The 16,712-nt window shown below is 71.6% G+C and carries 13 protein-coding genes and 3 pseudogenes; 10 read left to right on the forward strand and 6 right to left on the reverse strand.

Annotated features, from left to right (window positions below):
• The first annotated feature begins 314 nt into the window (after positions 1-314).
• The 3 genes from NMN56_RS42065 to NMN56_RS42075 all read left to right on the forward strand — a co-directional run bounded on the left by NMN56_RS42065 (position 315) and on the right by NMN56_RS42075 (position 3,494).
• On the forward strand, positions 315-1,256 hold the full coding sequence (locus NMN56_RS42065; protein ID WP_430542849.1) for an N-acetylmuramoyl-L-alanine amidase: 942 nt from the start codon (positions 315-317) through the stop codon (positions 1,254-1,256).
• A 111-nt stretch (positions 1,257-1,367) separates the two neighbouring features.
• Positions 1,368-2,276 (forward strand): hypothetical protein, encoded by a 909-nt coding sequence (locus tag NMN56_RS42070; RefSeq protein ID WP_274039975.1) that lies wholly within the window; start codon positions 1,368-1,370, stop codon positions 2,274-2,276.
• A gap of 207 nt (positions 2,277-2,483) precedes the next feature.
• Positions 2,484-3,494, forward strand: coding sequence for an LLM class F420-dependent oxidoreductase (locus tag NMN56_RS42075; RefSeq protein ID WP_274039644.1), 1,011 nt, complete (start codon positions 2,484-2,486; stop codon positions 3,492-3,494).
• Positions 3,495-3,521: 27 nt separating this feature from the next.
• On the opposite strand, the gene NMN56_RS42080 is transcribed toward NMN56_RS42075, so the two are convergent.
• The 3 genes from NMN56_RS42080 to NMN56_RS42090 form a co-directional block, all read right to left on the reverse strand.
• Positions 3,522-4,589 carry a prenyltransferase/squalene oxidase repeat-containing protein gene (locus NMN56_RS42080; protein WP_274039645.1) on the reverse strand — a complete coding sequence of 356 codons (1,068 nt, stop codon included), beginning with the start codon at positions 4,587-4,589 and terminating at the stop codon, positions 3,522-3,524.
• Positions 4,586-5,329, reverse strand: a complete 744-nt coding sequence (locus tag NMN56_RS42085; protein WP_274039646.1) for a class I SAM-dependent methyltransferase — start codon at positions 5,327-5,329, stop codon at positions 4,586-4,588. The genes NMN56_RS42080 and NMN56_RS42085 overlap by 4 nt, the downstream gene beginning before the upstream one ends.
• A 142-nt stretch (positions 5,330-5,471) precedes the next feature.
• Positions 5,472-7,085 (reverse strand): glycosyltransferase family 4 protein, encoded by a 1,614-nt coding sequence (locus NMN56_RS42090; protein ID WP_274039647.1) that lies wholly within the window; start codon positions 7,083-7,085, stop codon positions 5,472-5,474.
• A 258-nt stretch (positions 7,086-7,343) separates the two neighbouring features.
• Here NMN56_RS42090 and NMN56_RS42095 point away from each other — a divergent pair, with 258 nt between their 5' ends.
• On the forward strand, positions 7,344-7,994 hold the full coding sequence (locus tag NMN56_RS42095) for a TetR family transcriptional regulator (RefSeq protein ID WP_274039648.1): 651 nt from the start codon (positions 7,344-7,346) through the stop codon (positions 7,992-7,994).
• 145 nt (positions 7,995-8,139) lie between these two features.
• On the opposite strand, the gene NMN56_RS42100 is transcribed toward NMN56_RS42095, so the two are convergent.
• The 3 genes and pseudogenes from NMN56_RS42100 to NMN56_RS42110 all read right to left on the reverse strand — a co-directional run bounded on the left by NMN56_RS42100 (position 8,140) and on the right by NMN56_RS42110 (position 10,749).
• Entirely contained in the window at positions 8,140-9,021 is an 882-nt protein-coding gene (locus tag NMN56_RS42100; RefSeq protein WP_274039649.1) for a 5-oxoprolinase subunit C family protein, read from the reverse strand.
• A gap of 277 nt (positions 9,022-9,298) precedes the next feature.
• Positions 9,299-9,982: pseudogene (locus NMN56_RS42105) on the reverse strand (5-oxoprolinase subunit B family protein); the annotation flags it as partial.
• Positions 9,979-10,749: a LamB/YcsF family protein gene (locus tag NMN56_RS42110; RefSeq protein ID WP_274039977.1), complete on the reverse strand. Its 771-nt coding sequence runs from the start codon at positions 10,747-10,749 to the stop codon at positions 9,979-9,981. The gene NMN56_RS42110 and the pseudogene NMN56_RS42105, both read right to left, overlap by 4 nt.
• Positions 10,750-10,875: 126 nt before the next feature.
• Here NMN56_RS42110 and NMN56_RS42115 point away from each other — a divergent pair, with 126 nt between their 5' ends.
• From NMN56_RS42115 to NMN56_RS43500, 6 genes and pseudogenes are all read left to right on the forward strand, one after another.
• A complete protein-coding gene (locus NMN56_RS42115) occupies positions 10,876-11,577 on the forward strand; it encodes a GntR family transcriptional regulator (RefSeq protein WP_274039650.1) in 702 nt (233 codons plus the stop codon).
• A 319-nt stretch (positions 11,578-11,896) separates the two neighbouring features.
• Positions 11,897-12,634, forward strand: a complete 738-nt coding sequence (locus NMN56_RS42120) for a DUF969 domain-containing protein (RefSeq protein WP_274039651.1) — start codon at positions 11,897-11,899, stop codon at positions 12,632-12,634.
• Entirely contained in the window at positions 12,631-13,599 is a 969-nt protein-coding gene (locus tag NMN56_RS42125; protein WP_274039652.1) for a DUF979 domain-containing protein, read from the forward strand. The genes NMN56_RS42120 and NMN56_RS42125 overlap by 4 nt, the downstream gene beginning before the upstream one ends.
• A gap of 214 nt (positions 13,600-13,813) precedes the next feature.
• Positions 13,814-14,509: a pyroglutamyl-peptidase I gene (gene pcp / locus NMN56_RS42130; RefSeq protein ID WP_274039653.1), complete on the forward strand. Its 696-nt coding sequence runs from the start codon at positions 13,814-13,816 to the stop codon at positions 14,507-14,509.
• Between the two features lie 323 nt (positions 14,510-14,832).
• Positions 14,833-15,213 (forward strand): annotated as a pseudogene (locus NMN56_RS42135) (DUF2891 family protein); the annotation flags it as partial.
• A 555-nt stretch (positions 15,214-15,768) separates the two neighbouring features.
• Positions 15,769-16,500, forward strand: a pseudogene (locus NMN56_RS43500) (DUF2891 family protein); the annotation flags it as partial.
• Positions 16,501-16,712: the final 212 nt, after the last annotated feature.

Here is a 16,712-nt window from a genome sequence, read left to right on the forward strand (position 1 = left end):
GTAGAGGGGGGCGGAGCCCCCCTCTAGCGGGGGGCTGTTGGGGGGCAGCGCCCCTCAACGCCCGGCCGGCGAGGCCAACGGGGCAAGGGGCGAAGCCCCATATACAAGAAAACAGCAACCTGGGGTAAAACCACAGGAACCACAGGCGCAAGGCACAGACGCAAAGGAAGCGGACCGCCTTCACCAGCCGCCACGGCAAGCAACCACGACAACGAGGGACCGGCGGCCTACAGGACGACGGACAGAACGACCGACAGGACCACGGACAGGACCACGTTCGGCCGCCACCGCCGTAGGCCCTAGCATCGACGCCCGTGTCGAACGAAGGTTTTTCGAAGCGCCCCGGCAGCAGCCGCGACAGGCCGGCGCGCGTCGCCATGCCGATGTTGGCGGTATTGGCGGCAGCGGTACTGGCGCTGCTGGGCGTGGCCGCGTGGCTGCTGTGGGGCGCGGCGGACCCGGGCGACGCGGATGCGACCGGCGGCGGTCCGGACGACCGAGCAGGCACGCACGCGCCACCCTCGTCGCCCCCGGCGTCGAGGGACCCACACACGCCCGGCCCCACTCGCGAGAGTGCCCCGCTGCGCGGACGCACGGTCGTGGTCGACCCCGGCCACAACCCCCACAACCGCGACCACCCCGGCAAGATTTCCCGCCCCGTCGATATCGGCACGGGAAAGAAGGAATGCGACACCACGGGCACGGCCACCAATTCCGGTTACGCGGAGGCCGAGTTCACCCTCGACCTCGCGCGCCGAGTCCGCACGGCGCTCCAAGCGCGGGGTGCCACGGTGAAGTTCACGCATGACGGCAAAACACCGTACGGGCCTTGCGTCGATGAGCGGGCACAAAAGGGAAACTCCGCAAAAGCGGACGCGGTCATTTCGCTGCACGCCGACGGCGCTCCGAGTGGCGCACGCGGGTTCCATGTGATTCTTCCCGCATCCGTACACAAGGGCGATGCCGACACCCGCCGGATCGTGGGCCCTTCACGGCGGCTCGGCACCGCCGTACGGGACAACTTCCGTGAGGCCACGGACGAACGCCCCGCCAACTATCTGGGGGACGGGAAGGGCCTGGACACAAGGGAGGACCTGGGTGGGCTGAACCTCAGCCGGGTCCCCAAAGTGTTCCTGGAATGCGGCAACATGCGCGATGCGCGTGACGCGGCTCATCTCACGTCGGTGAAGTGGCGCGAAAAGGCGGCGCACGGGATCAGCGACGGGATCACCGCATTCCTGCGGGGGAAGGGCTGAGCAACCCAGAGGACGGGTCGCCTCTCCGCACGATAGGTTCGTCCGTACCATGGGCTGTTCGCCCCCGCCAGACAGTCCGCATTGACCACGAATCCGACGAAGGACCCCACGTTGAACATCCGCTCGCTCACCCGGGGGGACGGTGTGGTGATCGCGGGAGCAGTGCTCCTCCTGATCGCCTCCTTCCTGCCGTTCTTTCAAGCTGAAGGCGACTGCTCCGGCGACGACTGCACCGTTAACAGCTGGACGAGTACGACGTTTCCGATGCTGCCGACGGTGCATCTTCTGGCGATTGTGGCGGCGGCCCTGTTCCTTGTCGCTCGCTCGATGCCGGAAGACCGCAAAATACTCGGACTGGGCCTTGGCCAGTGGGCGATCGCGCTGTCCGTGGTCGTCGGCTGGGCCGGGATCTGGTCGATCTTCTCGAACCTGTTCCCGTCCACGAAGGGTGTCGACCCGAACGACGGCATCGAGATGGGTATCGGCGCCTGGCTGACCCTCGTCGGCGCGCTCGTCGTCGCGGCCGGTGGCGTGCTGAACAACATGCTGCCCGCGCTCAAGGCCCCGCTCATGGGGGCCGCGGGCCCGAAGCCGGCCCCGTACGGCCAGCACCCGCAGGCCGGTTACGGCTACCCGGGCGCGCAGCAGCCGGGCCAGCCCCAGGGTGGTTACGGCTACCCCGGCGCCCCGCAGCCCGGACAGCCGCAGCCGGGCCAGCCGGGTCAGCCCCAGTACGGTCAGCCGCAGCCCGGGCAGCCGCAGCCGGGCCAGCCCCAGCCGGGGCAGCAGGGTCCGGTAGCCGGCGGGGGTGCCCCGGACCCGAACTTCCAGCCCTTCTGGTTCGCTGTCCCGGTCGCACGTCCCCTGTTCGCCGAGGACGGCTCGCCGCAGCCGGTGGCTGAACTGGCGCCCGGCACCTGGTACCTGGCGGTGGAGCAGCGCGGTCAGGCCCTGATCGCACAGACGCAGGACGGGCGCCGCGGCGTCCTCCAGGACACCTCGAACATCCAGCGCGGCTGAGAGCGCACGCCCAGCCGCAGCGTCGCACCGCCGCACAGGCACTCGCACACGCACACGCACACGTGCCCGAGCCCGCTCAGGCACGGCGCACAGCACAGCGCATCCGGCCCCTCGCCCTTCCGGGCGAGGGGCCGTTGCCGTACGCTGCGGCGCGGCGCACCGAACTGACGGTACGTCAGGAAACCTCGGCTGGGAGGAGGCGGGCCCATGCGGCTCGGTCTGACGCTCGGATACTGGGGCCGTGGCCCCGACCCGCGGCATGTCGAACTCGCCCGCCAGGCAGAGGACTTGGGCTACCACTCGGTGTGGACGGCCGAGTCCTGGGGCTCCGACGCCTTCACGGCGCTCACCTGGATCGCCGCGCACACCACGCGTATCCGGCTCGGCACGGCCGTCGCGCAGATGGCGGCCCGCACCCCCACCGCAACCGCGATGCACGCGCTCACCCTCGACCATCTGTCCGGCGGACGCATGATGCTCGGCCTGGGCCTGTCGGGGCCGCAGGTCGTGGAGGGCTGGTACGGACGCCCGTTCCCCTCCTCGCCACTCACCCTCACCCGCGAGTACGTGGACATCGTCCGCCAGGTCCTGCGCCGCGAGGCCCCCGTCCAGCTCGCGGGCCGCTTCCATTCGCACCCGTACACCGGCGAGGACGGTACGGGGCTCGGCAAGCCGCTCAAGTCCATCACGCACCCCTTGCGTGCGGACCTCCCCGTACTGCTGGGCGCCGAGGGCCCCAAGAACATCGCGCAGACCGCGCGCATCGCCGACGGCTGGCTCCCCCTCTACTGGTCGCCCACCCGCGTCTCCGTCCACGAGCCCGCGCTCGCCGAGGCCCCCGAGGGTTTCCTCGTCGCGCCCATGGTCCAGGCCCGGGTCTGCGACGACGTCGCTGAGGGCCTGCTGCCCGTGAAGGTGATGCTCGGCTTCTACATCGGCGGAATGGGCCACGCGAGCCGCAACTTCCACGCCGACCTCATGGCCCGCATGGGATACGCGGAGGAGGCTGCCCACGTCCAGTCCCTGTTCGCCGCCGGCCGCCGCGAGGACGCCGTACGCGCCGTCCCGGACGCCTTCGCCGACGAGATCTCCCTCGTCGGCCCCCGCTCCCGCATCGCCGAACGCCTCGCACTCTGGCGCGCGGGCCCCGTCACCGACCTCCTCCTCACGGCCGCCGACCCCACCACACTGCGCGTACTGGCCGACCTGAACACGTAGCACCGGCCGCCGTCGCGACGGCTCGGCTCAGCAGCAGTCGGGGTCGAGGCCCGTCGGAAGGTTGTCGGCGGCGAAGACCTGGGCCGTGGCGTCGTCGCCGCCGAGCGCAGCTACGGCGAGGAGGAGGGAGCCCGCGGTCCAGGCGGTGCGCTCGACGGGCCATACGGCGTCGTCGTCGAAGACATAGCCGGTCCAGTACATGCCGTCGTCGGCACGGAGGCGCTGGATCCACTTGAGGATGTCGAGGGCACGGTCGGACTCGCCCACCGCCCACAGCGCGAGGGCGAGTTCGGCGCTCTCGCCTCCGGTGACCCACGGGTTGGGGAGCACGCAGCGGACTCCGAGGCCGGGGACCACGAACGCGTCCCACCCGCTCTCGATCCGCTCCTTCGCCGCCGCGCCGCGCAGCGCGCCGCCGAGGACCGGGTAGTACCAGTCCATCGAGTACCGGCTCTTGTCGAGGAACCGTTCGGGGTGGCTGCGTATCGCGTGGCCGAGCCATCCGGCGGCGAGTTCCCAGTCGGGCTGGGGCTCCTCGCGGTGCTCGGCGATGGCGAGGGCGCAGCGGAGCGCCTGGTAGACGGAGGAGGAGCCGGTCAGGAGCGCGTCGGTGCGGGCGGTGCCGTCGGCCTCGCGCTTCCAGCCGATCTGCCCACCGGGCTGCTGAAGGCGCAGCACGAACTCGACGGCGGCGACGACCATGGGCCACACGCTGTCGAGGAACGCGTCGTCACCGGTGGACAAGTAGTGGTGCCAGATGCCGACCGCGGGATAGGCACAGAAGTTGGACTCGCGCGCGGTGTCGGTGGGCGCGTCGGCTTCACCGTCGTCGTAGGCCGCGTACCAGGAGCCGTCGGGCAGCTGGTGCCTCGCGAGCCATCTGTACGCGGCTTCCGCGCGGGCGTGTTCACCGGCCGCGTCGAGGGCCATGGCGGCCTCCACGTGGTCCCACGGGTCGAGGTGATGGCCCCGGAACCAGGGTATGGCGCCGTCCTCGCGCTGAACGGCGGCGATGCCGGCGACGGTCGTCTCGGCCTGTTCGACGGTGAGCACGCCGGGCAGGACCAGCCGCTCCGTCCTGCCGGGGCTCGTCACTTGACGGCCGTGGTCGGCAGGTGCGGCTTGGTCGCGTAGGCGACGAAACTCTTCCCGATGACGGGATCGAGCGCGCGTTCAGCGACCCGGGTGGCGAGGGGCCGCTTCATGATGTCCCAGACGAGGAGCTTGTGGTACGCGCGTACCGGCAGCGCCGCGTTCTCACCGTCGCGGTCGACCCCGAACGCGCACTTGAGCCACCAGTAGGGCGCATGCAGCCCGTGCGCGTGGTGGGTACCGTACGGGCGCAGCCCTGACTCGCGCATCCTGGCCAGGAGTTCGGTGCCGCGGTAGATACGGATGTGGCCGCCCTCGACCTCGTGGTAGGCGTCGCTGAGCGCCCAGCACACCTTCTCGGGTCCGTAGCGGGGAACGGTCACGGCGATACGTCCGCCCGGCTTGAGGACGCGGACCATCTCGGCGAGCACGCCCTTGTCGTCGGGGATGTGCTCCATGACCTCCGAGATGATCACGACATCGAAGCTGTCGTCGGGGAAGGGCAGCGCGAGCGCGTCCCCTTCCATGGCGGTCGCGGTCGCGCCCGGGGGCGCCTCGCCCGCCTCGTCCATGGCCGCGAACCACTTGGCGACCTCACGGATCTCCTCCGCGCTCTGGTCGAGCGCGACGACCCGCGCTCCGCGCCGGTAACACTCGAAAGCGTGGCGTCCCGCTCCGCACCCCAGATCGAGGACACGATCGCCTGCGGCGAGCGGGAAGCGGGTGAAGTCCACGGTCAGCACTGGCGTTCAGCCTTCCAAAACACAGAACAGGGGCGGGAGTACGGGCGGGGAGAGAGAAGGAAAGGGTGAGAGGGGTGAGAGGGGTGAGAGGGAAGCGAGTGCGAGGCGCCGGGCCGGAGGGCCCTCGGCGGGCAGCGGAGCCCTACCGGCTGTCGGCAGCCGCCGGAACCGCGTCGACCGGTGGCCGCGCCACCGGAGAAGGCGCGGGCTCCACAGGCAGCACCTCGGCCCCGGCCCCGGCCGAGGCTCCGGCCGGCGCCCCGGACGGGGCCTGGGCAGCGGACGGGGCCGGAGCGGCGGAAGGGGCCATGCCCGGGGCCTCAACAGACGGAGCGTTCACCGGAGCCGGGGCCCCGGACGGCGACGGGCCCACAGACGGGGACAGGGCCGGCGACGGCACCGCGGCCAGCGACGGCGACGCGGACGAGGCACGCGACGGCGACGGGGCCGGCGACGGGGACGGGGCCTCGGAAGGTGTGCCCATCGCGGCGCGGTAGCGCTCGACCGTGCCGAGCGCGGCCCGCTCCCACGTGAAGTGTGCGAGCACCCGTTCGCGCCCGGCGGCTCCCAGCCGGGCCCGCAATGGCGCGTCGCCGAGCAGCCGTACGAGCCCGGCCGCGAGCGCGCCCGCGTCGCCGGGCGGCACGGCGAGGCAGGTCTCCCCGTCGCGGCCCGCGACCTCGGGGATGGCGCCGCCCGTGGTGGCGAGCAGCGGTGTGGCGGTGGCCATGGCCTCGGCAGCCGGCAGCGAGAAGCCCTCGTAGAGCGAGGGGACACAGGCGACCTGCGCGCCGCGTACGAGGTCGGCCAGTTCCTCGTCGGTGATGCCCTTGACGAACTCGACGGCGCTGCCCAGTCCGTTGCTCTCGATGGCGGCGGCGACGGGGCCTTCCTCCGGGCGCTTGCCGACGACGACAAGGTGCGCGTCGGGGCGTTCGGTACGTGCCTTGGCGAGCGCTTCGACGAGATGGACGAGGCCCTTGAGCGGGACGTCGGCGCTGGAGGTGGTGACGATACGGCCCGGTGTCTCGCGTACGGAGGGGTCGGGCGAGAAGAGGCGGGTGTCGGCGCCGATCGGCACCACATGGATGCGTTCGGCGCGTACGCCCAGGTCGTCGGCGATCTCCTGGCGGGAGGAGCCGGAGACGGTGAGCACGGACGGCAGACGGCGCGCGACCCGCTTCTGCATGCGCGTGAACCCGTACCAGCGCCGTACGGACGCGTTGCGCCGCCAGTTCCGCGCCGCGTCCAGCTCCAGCCGGCGATCGACGGTGATCGGATGGTGCACGGTGGTGACAAGGGGTGCGCCGAGCGCCTTCGCGCCGCCGAGCAGCCCGTATCCGAGGGTCTGGTTGTCGTGCACGACATCGAACTCGCCCCGCCGCGCGGCCAGATGCCGGCGCGCGCGCAACGAGAAGGTGAGGGGCTCGGGGAAGCCGCCCGTCCACATGGTGCCGACCTCCAGGAGGTCGACCCAGTCGCGGTACTCGCCCGGCCTGGGCGTACGGAAGGGGTCGGGCTGGCGGTAGAGGTCGAGGCTGGGCAGCTCGGTGAGCGTCAGGCTGCCGGGCCCCTCGGGTATCTCGTCCAGCACGGGGTAGGGCTGGGCGCCGATGACCTCGACGGAGTGGCCGAGCCTGGCGAGTTCGCGGGACAGGTGTCGTACGTAGACACCCTGTCCTCCGCAGAAGGGATTCCCCTTGTACGTCAGCAGCGCGATGCGCAGCGGGCGGTCGGTTACGGCCTCTGCGGTCACTCGCGGCCCCCTTCTTCACTGCGTTGCGCCGGAGCGTAGCCGCTCGCGCTAACCTAGAACAAGTTTCAGGATTGACAAGGCTCATGCGGATCTCGCCCTGCTCACGACGATGAAGCCCTGCCGGACTCAGAATTTACCGGCCGGTCACTTCGGCCGAGCCGCCGGAGCAGGTGATTCGCGCCACCCCCGCGCGGCCTGCAACAATGCACGGCTCTCTGCAGGGCTCGGACCGCCACGGAAACGGGATCGATAACGCCGATGACGACGCAGCCGCCCAAGCCGACCCGCCGCGCGCAGGCCGCCTCTTCCTCCTCGCTCTCATCGACACCGCTGACCGAGCGCCAGGAGGCACGCCGCCGCCGCATTCTGCACGCGAGCGCGCAGCTGGCCAGGCGCGGGGGCTTCGACGCCGTGCAGATGCGTGAGGTGGCGGAGTCCTCGAACGTCGCGCTCGGCACGCTCTACCGCTACTTCCCCTCCAAGGTGCACCTGCTCGTCGCGACGATGCAGGACCAGTTGCAGCACATGCACGAAACCCTGCACAAGCGGCCCCCCGAGGAGACGGACGCGGCGGCGCGGGTGGCCGAGACGCTGATGCGGGCCTTCCGCGCGATGCAGCGCGAACCGCATCTGGCCGACGCGATGGTGCGCGCCCTCACCTTCGCCGACCGTTCGGTGAGCCCGGAGGTCGACACGGTCTCGCGGCTGACCACGGCGATCATCCTGGACGCGATGGGCCTGAAGGACGCACCCACCCCCGAACAGCTCTCCGCGGTCCGCGTGATCGAGCACACCTGGCACTCGGCACTCATCACCTGGCTCTCGGGCCGCGCCTCCATCGCCCAGGTCAAGATCGACATCGCGACGGTCTGCCGGCTCATCGACGTGACCGCACCCGCGGCGGAATAGGCCCCCTGCGGCGAATCGGGGCAGCGAGCGGGGGCGGAAGACGGACCACGTCACGGGGACGGACAGGCTCACGGAGACGGACCGGGCCAGGGGGACAGACCAGGGTCACGGAGACGGGCAGGGGGGGCAGAGACGAGGTGCGGGCTCAGCGGCCTGCCGGTACGAACCGCGCAGCCGTCCCCGGCGCGGCCTGCGCGGCGGCACACAGCGCCTCGGGCGGTACGACGCCGATGACGGGGTAGCCGCCCGTGGTCGGGTGGTCGGCGAGGAAGACGACGGGGCGGCCGGAAGGCGGCACCTGGACGGCGCCAAGTGGCATGCCCTCGCTGGGCAGTTCACCGTCGTACGCACGCTCCAGCGGCGGCCCCTCCAGGCGCAGGCCGATGCGGTTGCTCGCGGAGGACACCTGAAAGGTGCGGGCCGTGAGCGTACGGAGCGCCTCCGGGGTGAACCAGTCGGCGCGCGGCCCGTAGCGCACGGGCAGCACCAGTTCGCGCGGCGGCGCCTGCCAGGGCGCGGCGTCCGGGGCACCGGGCACGGGGCCGGGGTCCGGCGGCGTACCGAGGGGCAACGGGGCGCCGTCGCGCAGGGGTTCGGGGCCGAGCCCCGAGAGGAGATCGGTGGCGCGGCTGCCGAGTACGGGTTCCACCGCGATGCCCCCGGCGAAGCCGACGTAGCTGCGTACCCCGTACGAGGCCGTGCCCACAGCGAGGACGGAACCGGCGGGCACCCGTACCGTCCGGCCCCAGGGCGCAGCCCGTCCGTCGAGCGTGACCGGGCAGGGCGCCCCGGTGACCACGGCAACCGTCGCGCGCAGGGCCCGTACGGCGCACCCGGTCACGGTGGTCTCCAGGGTGGCCGCCGACTCGGGGTTGCCGAGCACGCGGTTGGCGAGCCGGTGCGCGGCCTCGTCCAGCGCACCGGAACGGGGCACGCCGAGGTGCGCGTGACCGGGGCGGCCGAGGTCCTGCACGGTGGTGAGCGCCCCCGCCCGTACGACCTCCAGCCCCTGCCTCTCAGCCCACACGGACGTACCCCCTCGGCTGCGGCTGCGGCTGCCGTCCGGAGGGCGCGCTCGGTGAGTTGGGCGGGGGGCTGGGTGGGCCCTGGCCCTTGTCGGGCGTCCCCGGGTACTGGGCGGTGTGCGGGCCGGAGGCGTCGACGGGTGGCGGGGGCGGGGCAGAAACGGGAGGTGTGGTCGGAGCGGGAGGCGCGGTCGGAGCGGGAGACGGGGGGCGAGCCGGAGGCGGGGGCGGTACCGGAGACGAAGGCGATGCCGGGGCCGGAGTCAGAGGCGGGGGCTCAACGGGGAGGAAGCGCACGCGTGTTCCGGGCGCGAGCAGCGCCGCCGGGGTGCGGTCCGTGTCCCACAGCACCGTGTCCGGCGCGGTACCGATGAGCTGCCAGCCGCCCGGCGAGGAACGGGGATAGACCCCGGTGTACTCACCGGCCAGCCCTACCGCACCGGCGGGCACCTTGGTACGCGGGTTGGCCCTGCGGGGTACATGGTGCTTCTCGGCGAGCCCGGTCAAGTAGCCGAACCCGGGCGCGAAGCCGCAGAAGGCCACCCGGAACTCGGTCGCCGCGTGAATCCGCGCGACCTGGTCCACCTCCACGCCCCACAGCGCGGCGACATCGGCCAGGTCGGGCCCGTCGTAGCGGATGGGGATCTCCACAACGGCTCCGGTACCCCCGGCGAGCGGCGGCACGGCCCAACCCGGCAGCTCGGCGGCCAACCGCCGTACGGCCTCGGGGCTTTCGAAGCCGTCGAGCAGCACCGTTCTGGCCCCCGGCACGATCTCCCGTACGGGTGGGAGCGTGCCGTCGGCGCGGCGGCGCAGGAGTTCGGCGTGCAGCGCCTCGGTCGCCTCGGCCCCGGCGAGTTCCACGAGCAGGCCACGGCGCCCCACGGGGTGAACGGCGGGCCCAGCGGCACCGGCCCGAGAGGCGGTTCCTATGGCGGTGGGGCGGCCGGGCGGGGTGGTCATGTGAAGGCCCGGACCGTGACCCCGGCGGCGGTCAGTTCCTCGCGCACGCGGCGGGCCAGCCGCGCCGCGTCCGGGGTGTCACCGTGCACGCACAGCGAACGGGCCCGCATACGCAGCGCCTGTCCGTCGGAGGCGACCACCTCGGCGTCGCGAGCGAGCCGTACGGCCCGCTCGATCACCTGGTCGGGGTCCGTGAGCACAGCACCAGGCTCCGAGCGCGGTACCAGGGTTCCGTCGGGGCGGTAGCCGCGGTCGGCGAACGCCTCGTCGACGGTGGGCAGTCCGGCCCCCGCGGCTGCCGCGTGCAGCCGGGAGCCGGGGAGTCCGAGCACGGGCAGCGGCTGCCCGTCACCCGTCGCGGCGCCGGAGAGCCGTACGCCCTCGACGACGGCGGCGGCCTGTTCGCTGTCGCGCACGGTGCGGTTGTAGAGCGCGCCGTGCGGCTTGACGTAGGAGACGGCAGAGCCGGCGGCGCGCGCGAAGACCTCCAACGCGCCGATCTGGTACGCCACTTCGGCGGCCAGCTCGGCAGCGGGCACGTCCATGGCCCGGCGCCCGAAGCCCGCCAGGTCGCGGTAGGAGACCTGCGCTCCGATCCGCACCCCGCGCTCGGCGGCCTGTTCGCAGACGCGGCGCATGGTGGCCGGGTCGCCGGCGTGGAAGCCGCAGGCGACGTTGGCGCTGGTGACCGAGGCGAGCAGGGCCGTGTCGTCGGTCAGCTCCCAGCGGCCGAAGCCCTCACCGAGGTCGGCGTTGAGATCGATCATCTGGTCCATCGCGAGCAAGCTACGGGATTGTTCAACAATCCGGCAAGAGGGCCCGGAACCTCGATTTCCTTTCGCCCGCTTCTCCGCTTGACTGGGACTCTGCACCCACCCCGGGGGGAGATCACGATGACGACCGACGCAGCGCTCGCGCTGTCCGAACTCGCCGATGACCGCACCCTGCTCGGGCGTACGAGCACGGCCGAGCGCGTCGCGTCCGTCCTGCGCGAACGCATCGCGCGCGGCGCCCTCCGGCCCGGAGTCCGGCTCTCCGAGGAACGCATCTGCGGCGCCCTGGGTGTCTCCCGCAACACGCTGCGTGAGGCGTTCCGGCTCCTGACGCACGAACGGCTGCTTGTTCACCGTCTCAACAAGGGGACGTTCGTCCGCGTGCTCAGCGCCGCCGACATCGTGGACATCTACCGCACAAGACGCCTGATCGAGTGTGCGGCCCTCCGCGAACTGGGCAGCCCTCCCTACCGCGTGCACGAGGCCGAGGCCGCCGTTTCGGCGGGCGAGAAGGCGGCGGCCGAGGGCAGATGGCGGGACTGCTCGACGGCCAACATCCACTTCCACCAGGCACTCGCCGGGCTCGCCGGCAGCGCACGCACGGACGACCTGATGCGCGGCGTGCTGGCCGAACTGCGGCTCGCGTTCCACATCATGGACGACCCGCGCCGCTTCTACGAGCCGTACCTCACCCGCAACCGGGAGATCGTCCGCACCCTGGAGGCCGGGGACGCGCCCGAGGCCGAGCGCCTCCTGGGGTTCTACCTGGAGGACTCCAGGCGCCAGTTGATCGAGGCGTACCCGGAACAGCCGGCCGAGTAGCCCACCCCTGCCCCCGCACGGAAGACCCCGACCACCGCGCGGAAGCCCCCCGTCGAGGGCCCCCCACCGAAAACCTCACGCGGAAATCTCCGCACGAAATAGTCCCGTAAGGAAGGTCCCGTCCCGAATGCACCCGGGGCGGGATCTTTTGTGCGGGAACAGGCGTGCCGGGGGAACGCCGTACTGCGCAAGCCCTTGTGGGATCGTTGAACAATCCTCTAACCTCCCGTCCAATTCGCTTCAGCTTCACGGGGGCCGCGAGTCACTCACCGGACACCCCTGACGCTCCCCTTTCACAGCCACAGAAAGCGGAGACGACATGATCGTTCTGCTCGGCGTCCTCGTGGTGATCCTCGGATTCGCGACGCGCCGCAACCCCCTGCTCGTGGTCGGAGTGGCCGGGATCGTCACCGGACTGCTGGGCAAGCTCTCCCCCGTCGAGATCCTCCGGACCTTCGGCGAGAGCTTCGCTTCCAGCCGTTCGGTGACGATCTTCGCCATCACCCTGCCGGTCATCGGCCTCCTGGAGCGCAACGGCCTCCAGCAGCAGGCCCGTACGCTCATCGGAAAGCTCGGTACCAAGCTCACGACCGGGCGCTTCCTCACCCTCTACCTGCTGCTGCGGCAGCTCACGGCGGCCGTCGGCCTCCAGACCATCGCCGGCCCGGCGCAGAGCGTCCGCCCGATGATCGCGCCGATGGCCGAGGCGGCGATGGAACGGCGCAACGGCGACAGGCCACTGCCCCAGAAGGTCCGCGAAAAGGTGCGCTCACACGCGGCCGGCACCGACACCGTCGGGCTCTTCTTCGGCGAGGACTGCTTCCTCGCCATCGGGTCCATCCTGCTCATCACCGGCCTCGTGAACAGCTCGTACAACACCCACCTGGAGCCCCTGCACCTCGCCCTGTGGGCGATACCCAGCGCCGTGTGCGCCTTCTTCATCCACGGCGGACGGCTGCTGCGCATGGACCGCAAGCTCGAACGTGAACTGGTCACCGCCAACGCCGAGATGACCGTCGCGCACGAGGACAGCCGCCAGGAGGGCGAGGCGAAGTGATCAAGTCCGAGTGGTTCTTCTGGCTCGTCGGCGCCGTCTTCATCCTGATGGCGGCGCAGATGCTGACCGACCGCACCAACACCAAGCGCACGGGCACCGCCGTCTTCTGGGGCCTGCTGGGCGTCTGCTTCTTCTACAGCACCTGGGTCAACGAGAAGACCGCACCCGCCGAGCCCCTCGGCATCGCCGTCCTCGCCCTCATCTGCATAGGTGGCTTCAACCTCACGGGCAAGGGCAAGCCGAACACCACCACCGAGTCACAGCGCGTCCAGCTCGCGGCACGCTTCCGCGGCAAGCTGTTCATTCCCGCCCTGACCATCCCCGTCGTCGCGATGCTGTGCGCCGTGGTGATCGGCAAGTGGGAGATCGGCGGAACGCCCCTGCTGGAAAAGGGCAGCGAGACCATCCTCGGCCTGGGCCTCGGCGCCATCGTCGCCCTGTGCGTGGGCATGTGGGTGCTGCGCGAACGCGACGTCCGCGTACCCCTGCACGCCGGACGCGGACTGCTGGAGTCCATGGGCTGGGCGCTGCTGCTGCCGCAGCTGCTGGCCGTACTCGGCGCCATATTCGAGGCCGCCGGCGTCGGTACCCAGGTACGGAAGATCACCGAGTCGATACTGCCCGACGGGCAGAAACTGGCCGCCGTCGCGCTCTACTGCGCGGGCATGTTCGTCTTCACCGTGATCATGGGCAACGCCTTCGCTGCCTTCCCTGTCATGACGGCCGCCGTCGGCTGGCCCGTACTGATCGAGCAGATGAACGGCAACCCCGCCGCCATCCTCGCCATCGGCATGCTCGCCGGATTCTGCGGCACGCTGTGCACACCCATGGCCGCCAACTTCAACCTCGTTCCGGCCGCACTGCTCGAACTCAAGGACCAGTACGGGCCGATCAAGGCACAGGCGCCAACGGCTGTCGCCATGCTCGGCTGCAACATCCTCATCGTCTATTTCTTCGCGTTCTGAGACGTGCTCTGCACGCGCTGAGGCGCGCTCTGCACGCGGTGGGACGTTGTTCTCTGCACGCGGTGGGACGTCGTTCTCTGCACGCGGTGAGACGTCGTTCTCTGCACGCTGAGGCGTTGTTCCCTGCGCGCTGAGGCGTTGTTCTTCACGCACTGAGACGTTGTCCCCGCGTTCTGAGACGTCGTTCCGGTCCGGTTGCCTGCGAAGGAGCCCCGTGTCCTCTTCCCCCTCCCTCATTCCCCCGTACTCGGCCAACCCGCCCACCAAGGTCCTCGTCACCGGCTTCGAACCGTTCGAGAACGAACCCGCCAACGCCTCCTGGCAGGCGGCCCAGCTCCTCGCGGAACGGTCCCTTCCCGGGCTCGACCTCACCGCCGTCGAACTGAGCTGCGTCTTCGGCACCGCACTGACCGAGCTGCGCGCGGCCCTCACCGCGACGTCACCCGATCTGGTGCTGTGCCTTGGCCAGGCAGGCGGGCGGCCCGACCTGACCGTCGAACGCGTCGCCCTCAACGTCGACGACGCCCGCATCCCCGACAACGCCGGCAACCAGCCCGTCGACGAGCCGATCGTGCCCACGGGCCCCGCCGCGTACTTCAGCACCCTCCCGGTCAAGGCATGCGTCGCCGCCTCCCGCGAGGCCGGTATCCCCGCCTCCGTCTCACAGACGGCCGGCACCTTCGTGTGCAACCACGTCTTCTACGGCCTCGCCCACCTGATCGCCACCGAACTCCCCGGCACACGCGGCGGCTTCGTCCACACCCCCTGCACCCCCTCGCTGGCCACGGCCCACACCCCCGCAAGGCCCTCGATGTCGGCGCACGACATGGCCACGGGCCTCGCCGCGATGCTGACAACCGCCGCCCACACCACCACCGACCTCCGCGAAACAGGAGGGGCAACACATTGACCACCCCCAACACCTCCGCCGCCGACAACACCTCCTCCCCCGCCAACACGGGCGGCGCCGACAACACGGACGCCGCCCTCGATACCGGCGCCGCTTCCCATACCGGCGCGAGCGCCTCAGCCAGCGGGCCCACCCACGGGGTAACCGGCGCGGGCGCCTCAGCCAGCGGGCCCGCCTTCGGGCCGACTGACGCGGGAACCTCAGCGAGCGGACCCGACGGAGCGGGCTCCTCAACCGGAGGGGCAGGCGGCGCGGGCGCCTCAACCGGAGCCGCGCCCCACAGTCGGGCAGGGGCGAGCGGGAGCGCCGGCACCAACCAGCCCCTGACCGACCGCGCCCCCACCTTCGCCGAGGTAGCCCTCGCCAACATCACCCGCGAGTACCCCAACGCCCCGGCCCACCTCCTCGGCTCCCCCGCGGAACTGGTGCCCCCGCGCACCTACCACCCGGCCTTCTACGGCGCCTACGACTGGCACTCCTCCGTACACATGCACTGGCTCCTGGTCCGCCTCCTCCGGCGCTACCCCCTGCCGGATGCAACCCGCGACGCCACACTCCGCACCCTCGACACCCACCTCACCCCAGCCTCTCTAGCCACAGAGGCCACCTACCTCCACAACCACCCCTCCTTCGAACGCCCCTACGGCTGGGCCTGGTTGCTGGCGCTCACCAGCGAGAGCAGCGCTCTTGCCGGCGAGCGGGGGGTGGGGGATGGTGCGCTGCTCCCGGATGAGAGCGGTGCTCTCGGACGCGAGCGCGGAGTGACTGACGGTGCGGCGCTCCCGCGTGAGAGCGGTGCTCTCGCACGCGGGCAGGCAGCGGCGAACGGGGCAGTGCCCTCGCACGAGAGCGGTGCTCTCCAAAGCGGACGCCGAGTAGGTGACGGTGCGGCGCTCCCAGACGAGAGCACTGCTCTCGACCGCGAGCACGCAATGGGGGACGGTGCGCTGCTCCCGGGGGAGAGCAGCGCTCACGACCGCGAACGCGGGGTAACTGATAGTGCGGCGCTCCCGAATGAGAGCGCTGCTCTCGCACGCGAGCACCGAACGGTAGACGGGGCGGCGCCCTCGCACGAGAGCACCGCTCACGGCCGCGCGCACGGTGCGGGAGACGGTGCGGCGCTCAACTCCGAGAGCAGCGCTCTCCTTTCGGAGCGGCCCGACCCTGGAGCAGCGCACACACCCGAGAGCGGTGCTCTCCCTCCGGAGCACCCCCACCCCGAAGCAGCGCACACACCCGAGAGCACCGCTCTCCACGCGGAGCGGTGGTCCGCCGCGTTGGCGCCCGTCGCCGAGACCGTCGCGGATCTGATCCTTGAGTGGCTGCCGAAGGCGACGTATCCCGTACGCCACGGCACGCATGCCAACAGCGCGTTCTCGTTGGGGCTGATCCTGGACAGCGCCGAACGGGCGGGCCAGGAGCGGTTGTTGGGGCCGGTGCGAGCCAAGGTGCGCGAGTGGTACGTGCCCGACCACGGTGCCGCGACACGGTGGGAGCCCTCGGGGCAGGACTTCCTCTCTCCCGCGCTGGCCGAGGCGGATGTTGTGCGCCGGGTGCTGCCGGAGGGGGAGTTCGCGGAGTGGCTGGGTACGTTCCTGCCTGAACTGGCGGAGTTCTCCGGGCCGGAGGCCGAGGACAGGGGCGCGGGCACGGGCATGGGCACGGCCCCAGACGCACGCGGGCGCAGGGGTCACGGCACTCGTGAGGGCGACGGCGCCGCCGCAGGCACCGGCACCTTCATGGCGCCGCCGCGTATCTCCGACCCGGCGGACCCCCAGATCGGTCACCTCTTCGGGCTGTGCCTCAGCCGCGCCGCCGCGCTCCGCAACCTCGCCGATGCTCTGCCCGCAGGCGATCCACGCGTACTCACCCTCATGCGGTCCGCCGAGGCGAACCTCGATGCCGCCCTCCCCGCAACCACCTCGGGCGACTTCACAACGGACCACTGGCTCGCGACGTTCGCGGCGCTCGCCCTGGACGGCGGGGTGTGAGCCCACCCCGCCAGGCGGGCCGCGCCGGGCGGCCGGACGCCCGGACGATCACCTCGGGCACCCGGCACCCGGCACCCGGCACCCGGCACCCGGCCGACTCCCAGGGAAGCTCCCGGGCACGGGCACGGGCACAAGGGCGCGGAGTAACCCCACGCGCTTCCTGGCACCCCGCGACCAGCCCGTCACCGCTCCCGCCCCGCCCTGCCCGGCAC

Origin of the sequence: Streptomyces iconiensis, from assembly GCF_028657195.3 — a bacterium.
GTDB lineage: Bacteria > Actinomycetota > Actinomycetes > Streptomycetales > Streptomycetaceae > Streptomyces > Streptomyces iconiensis.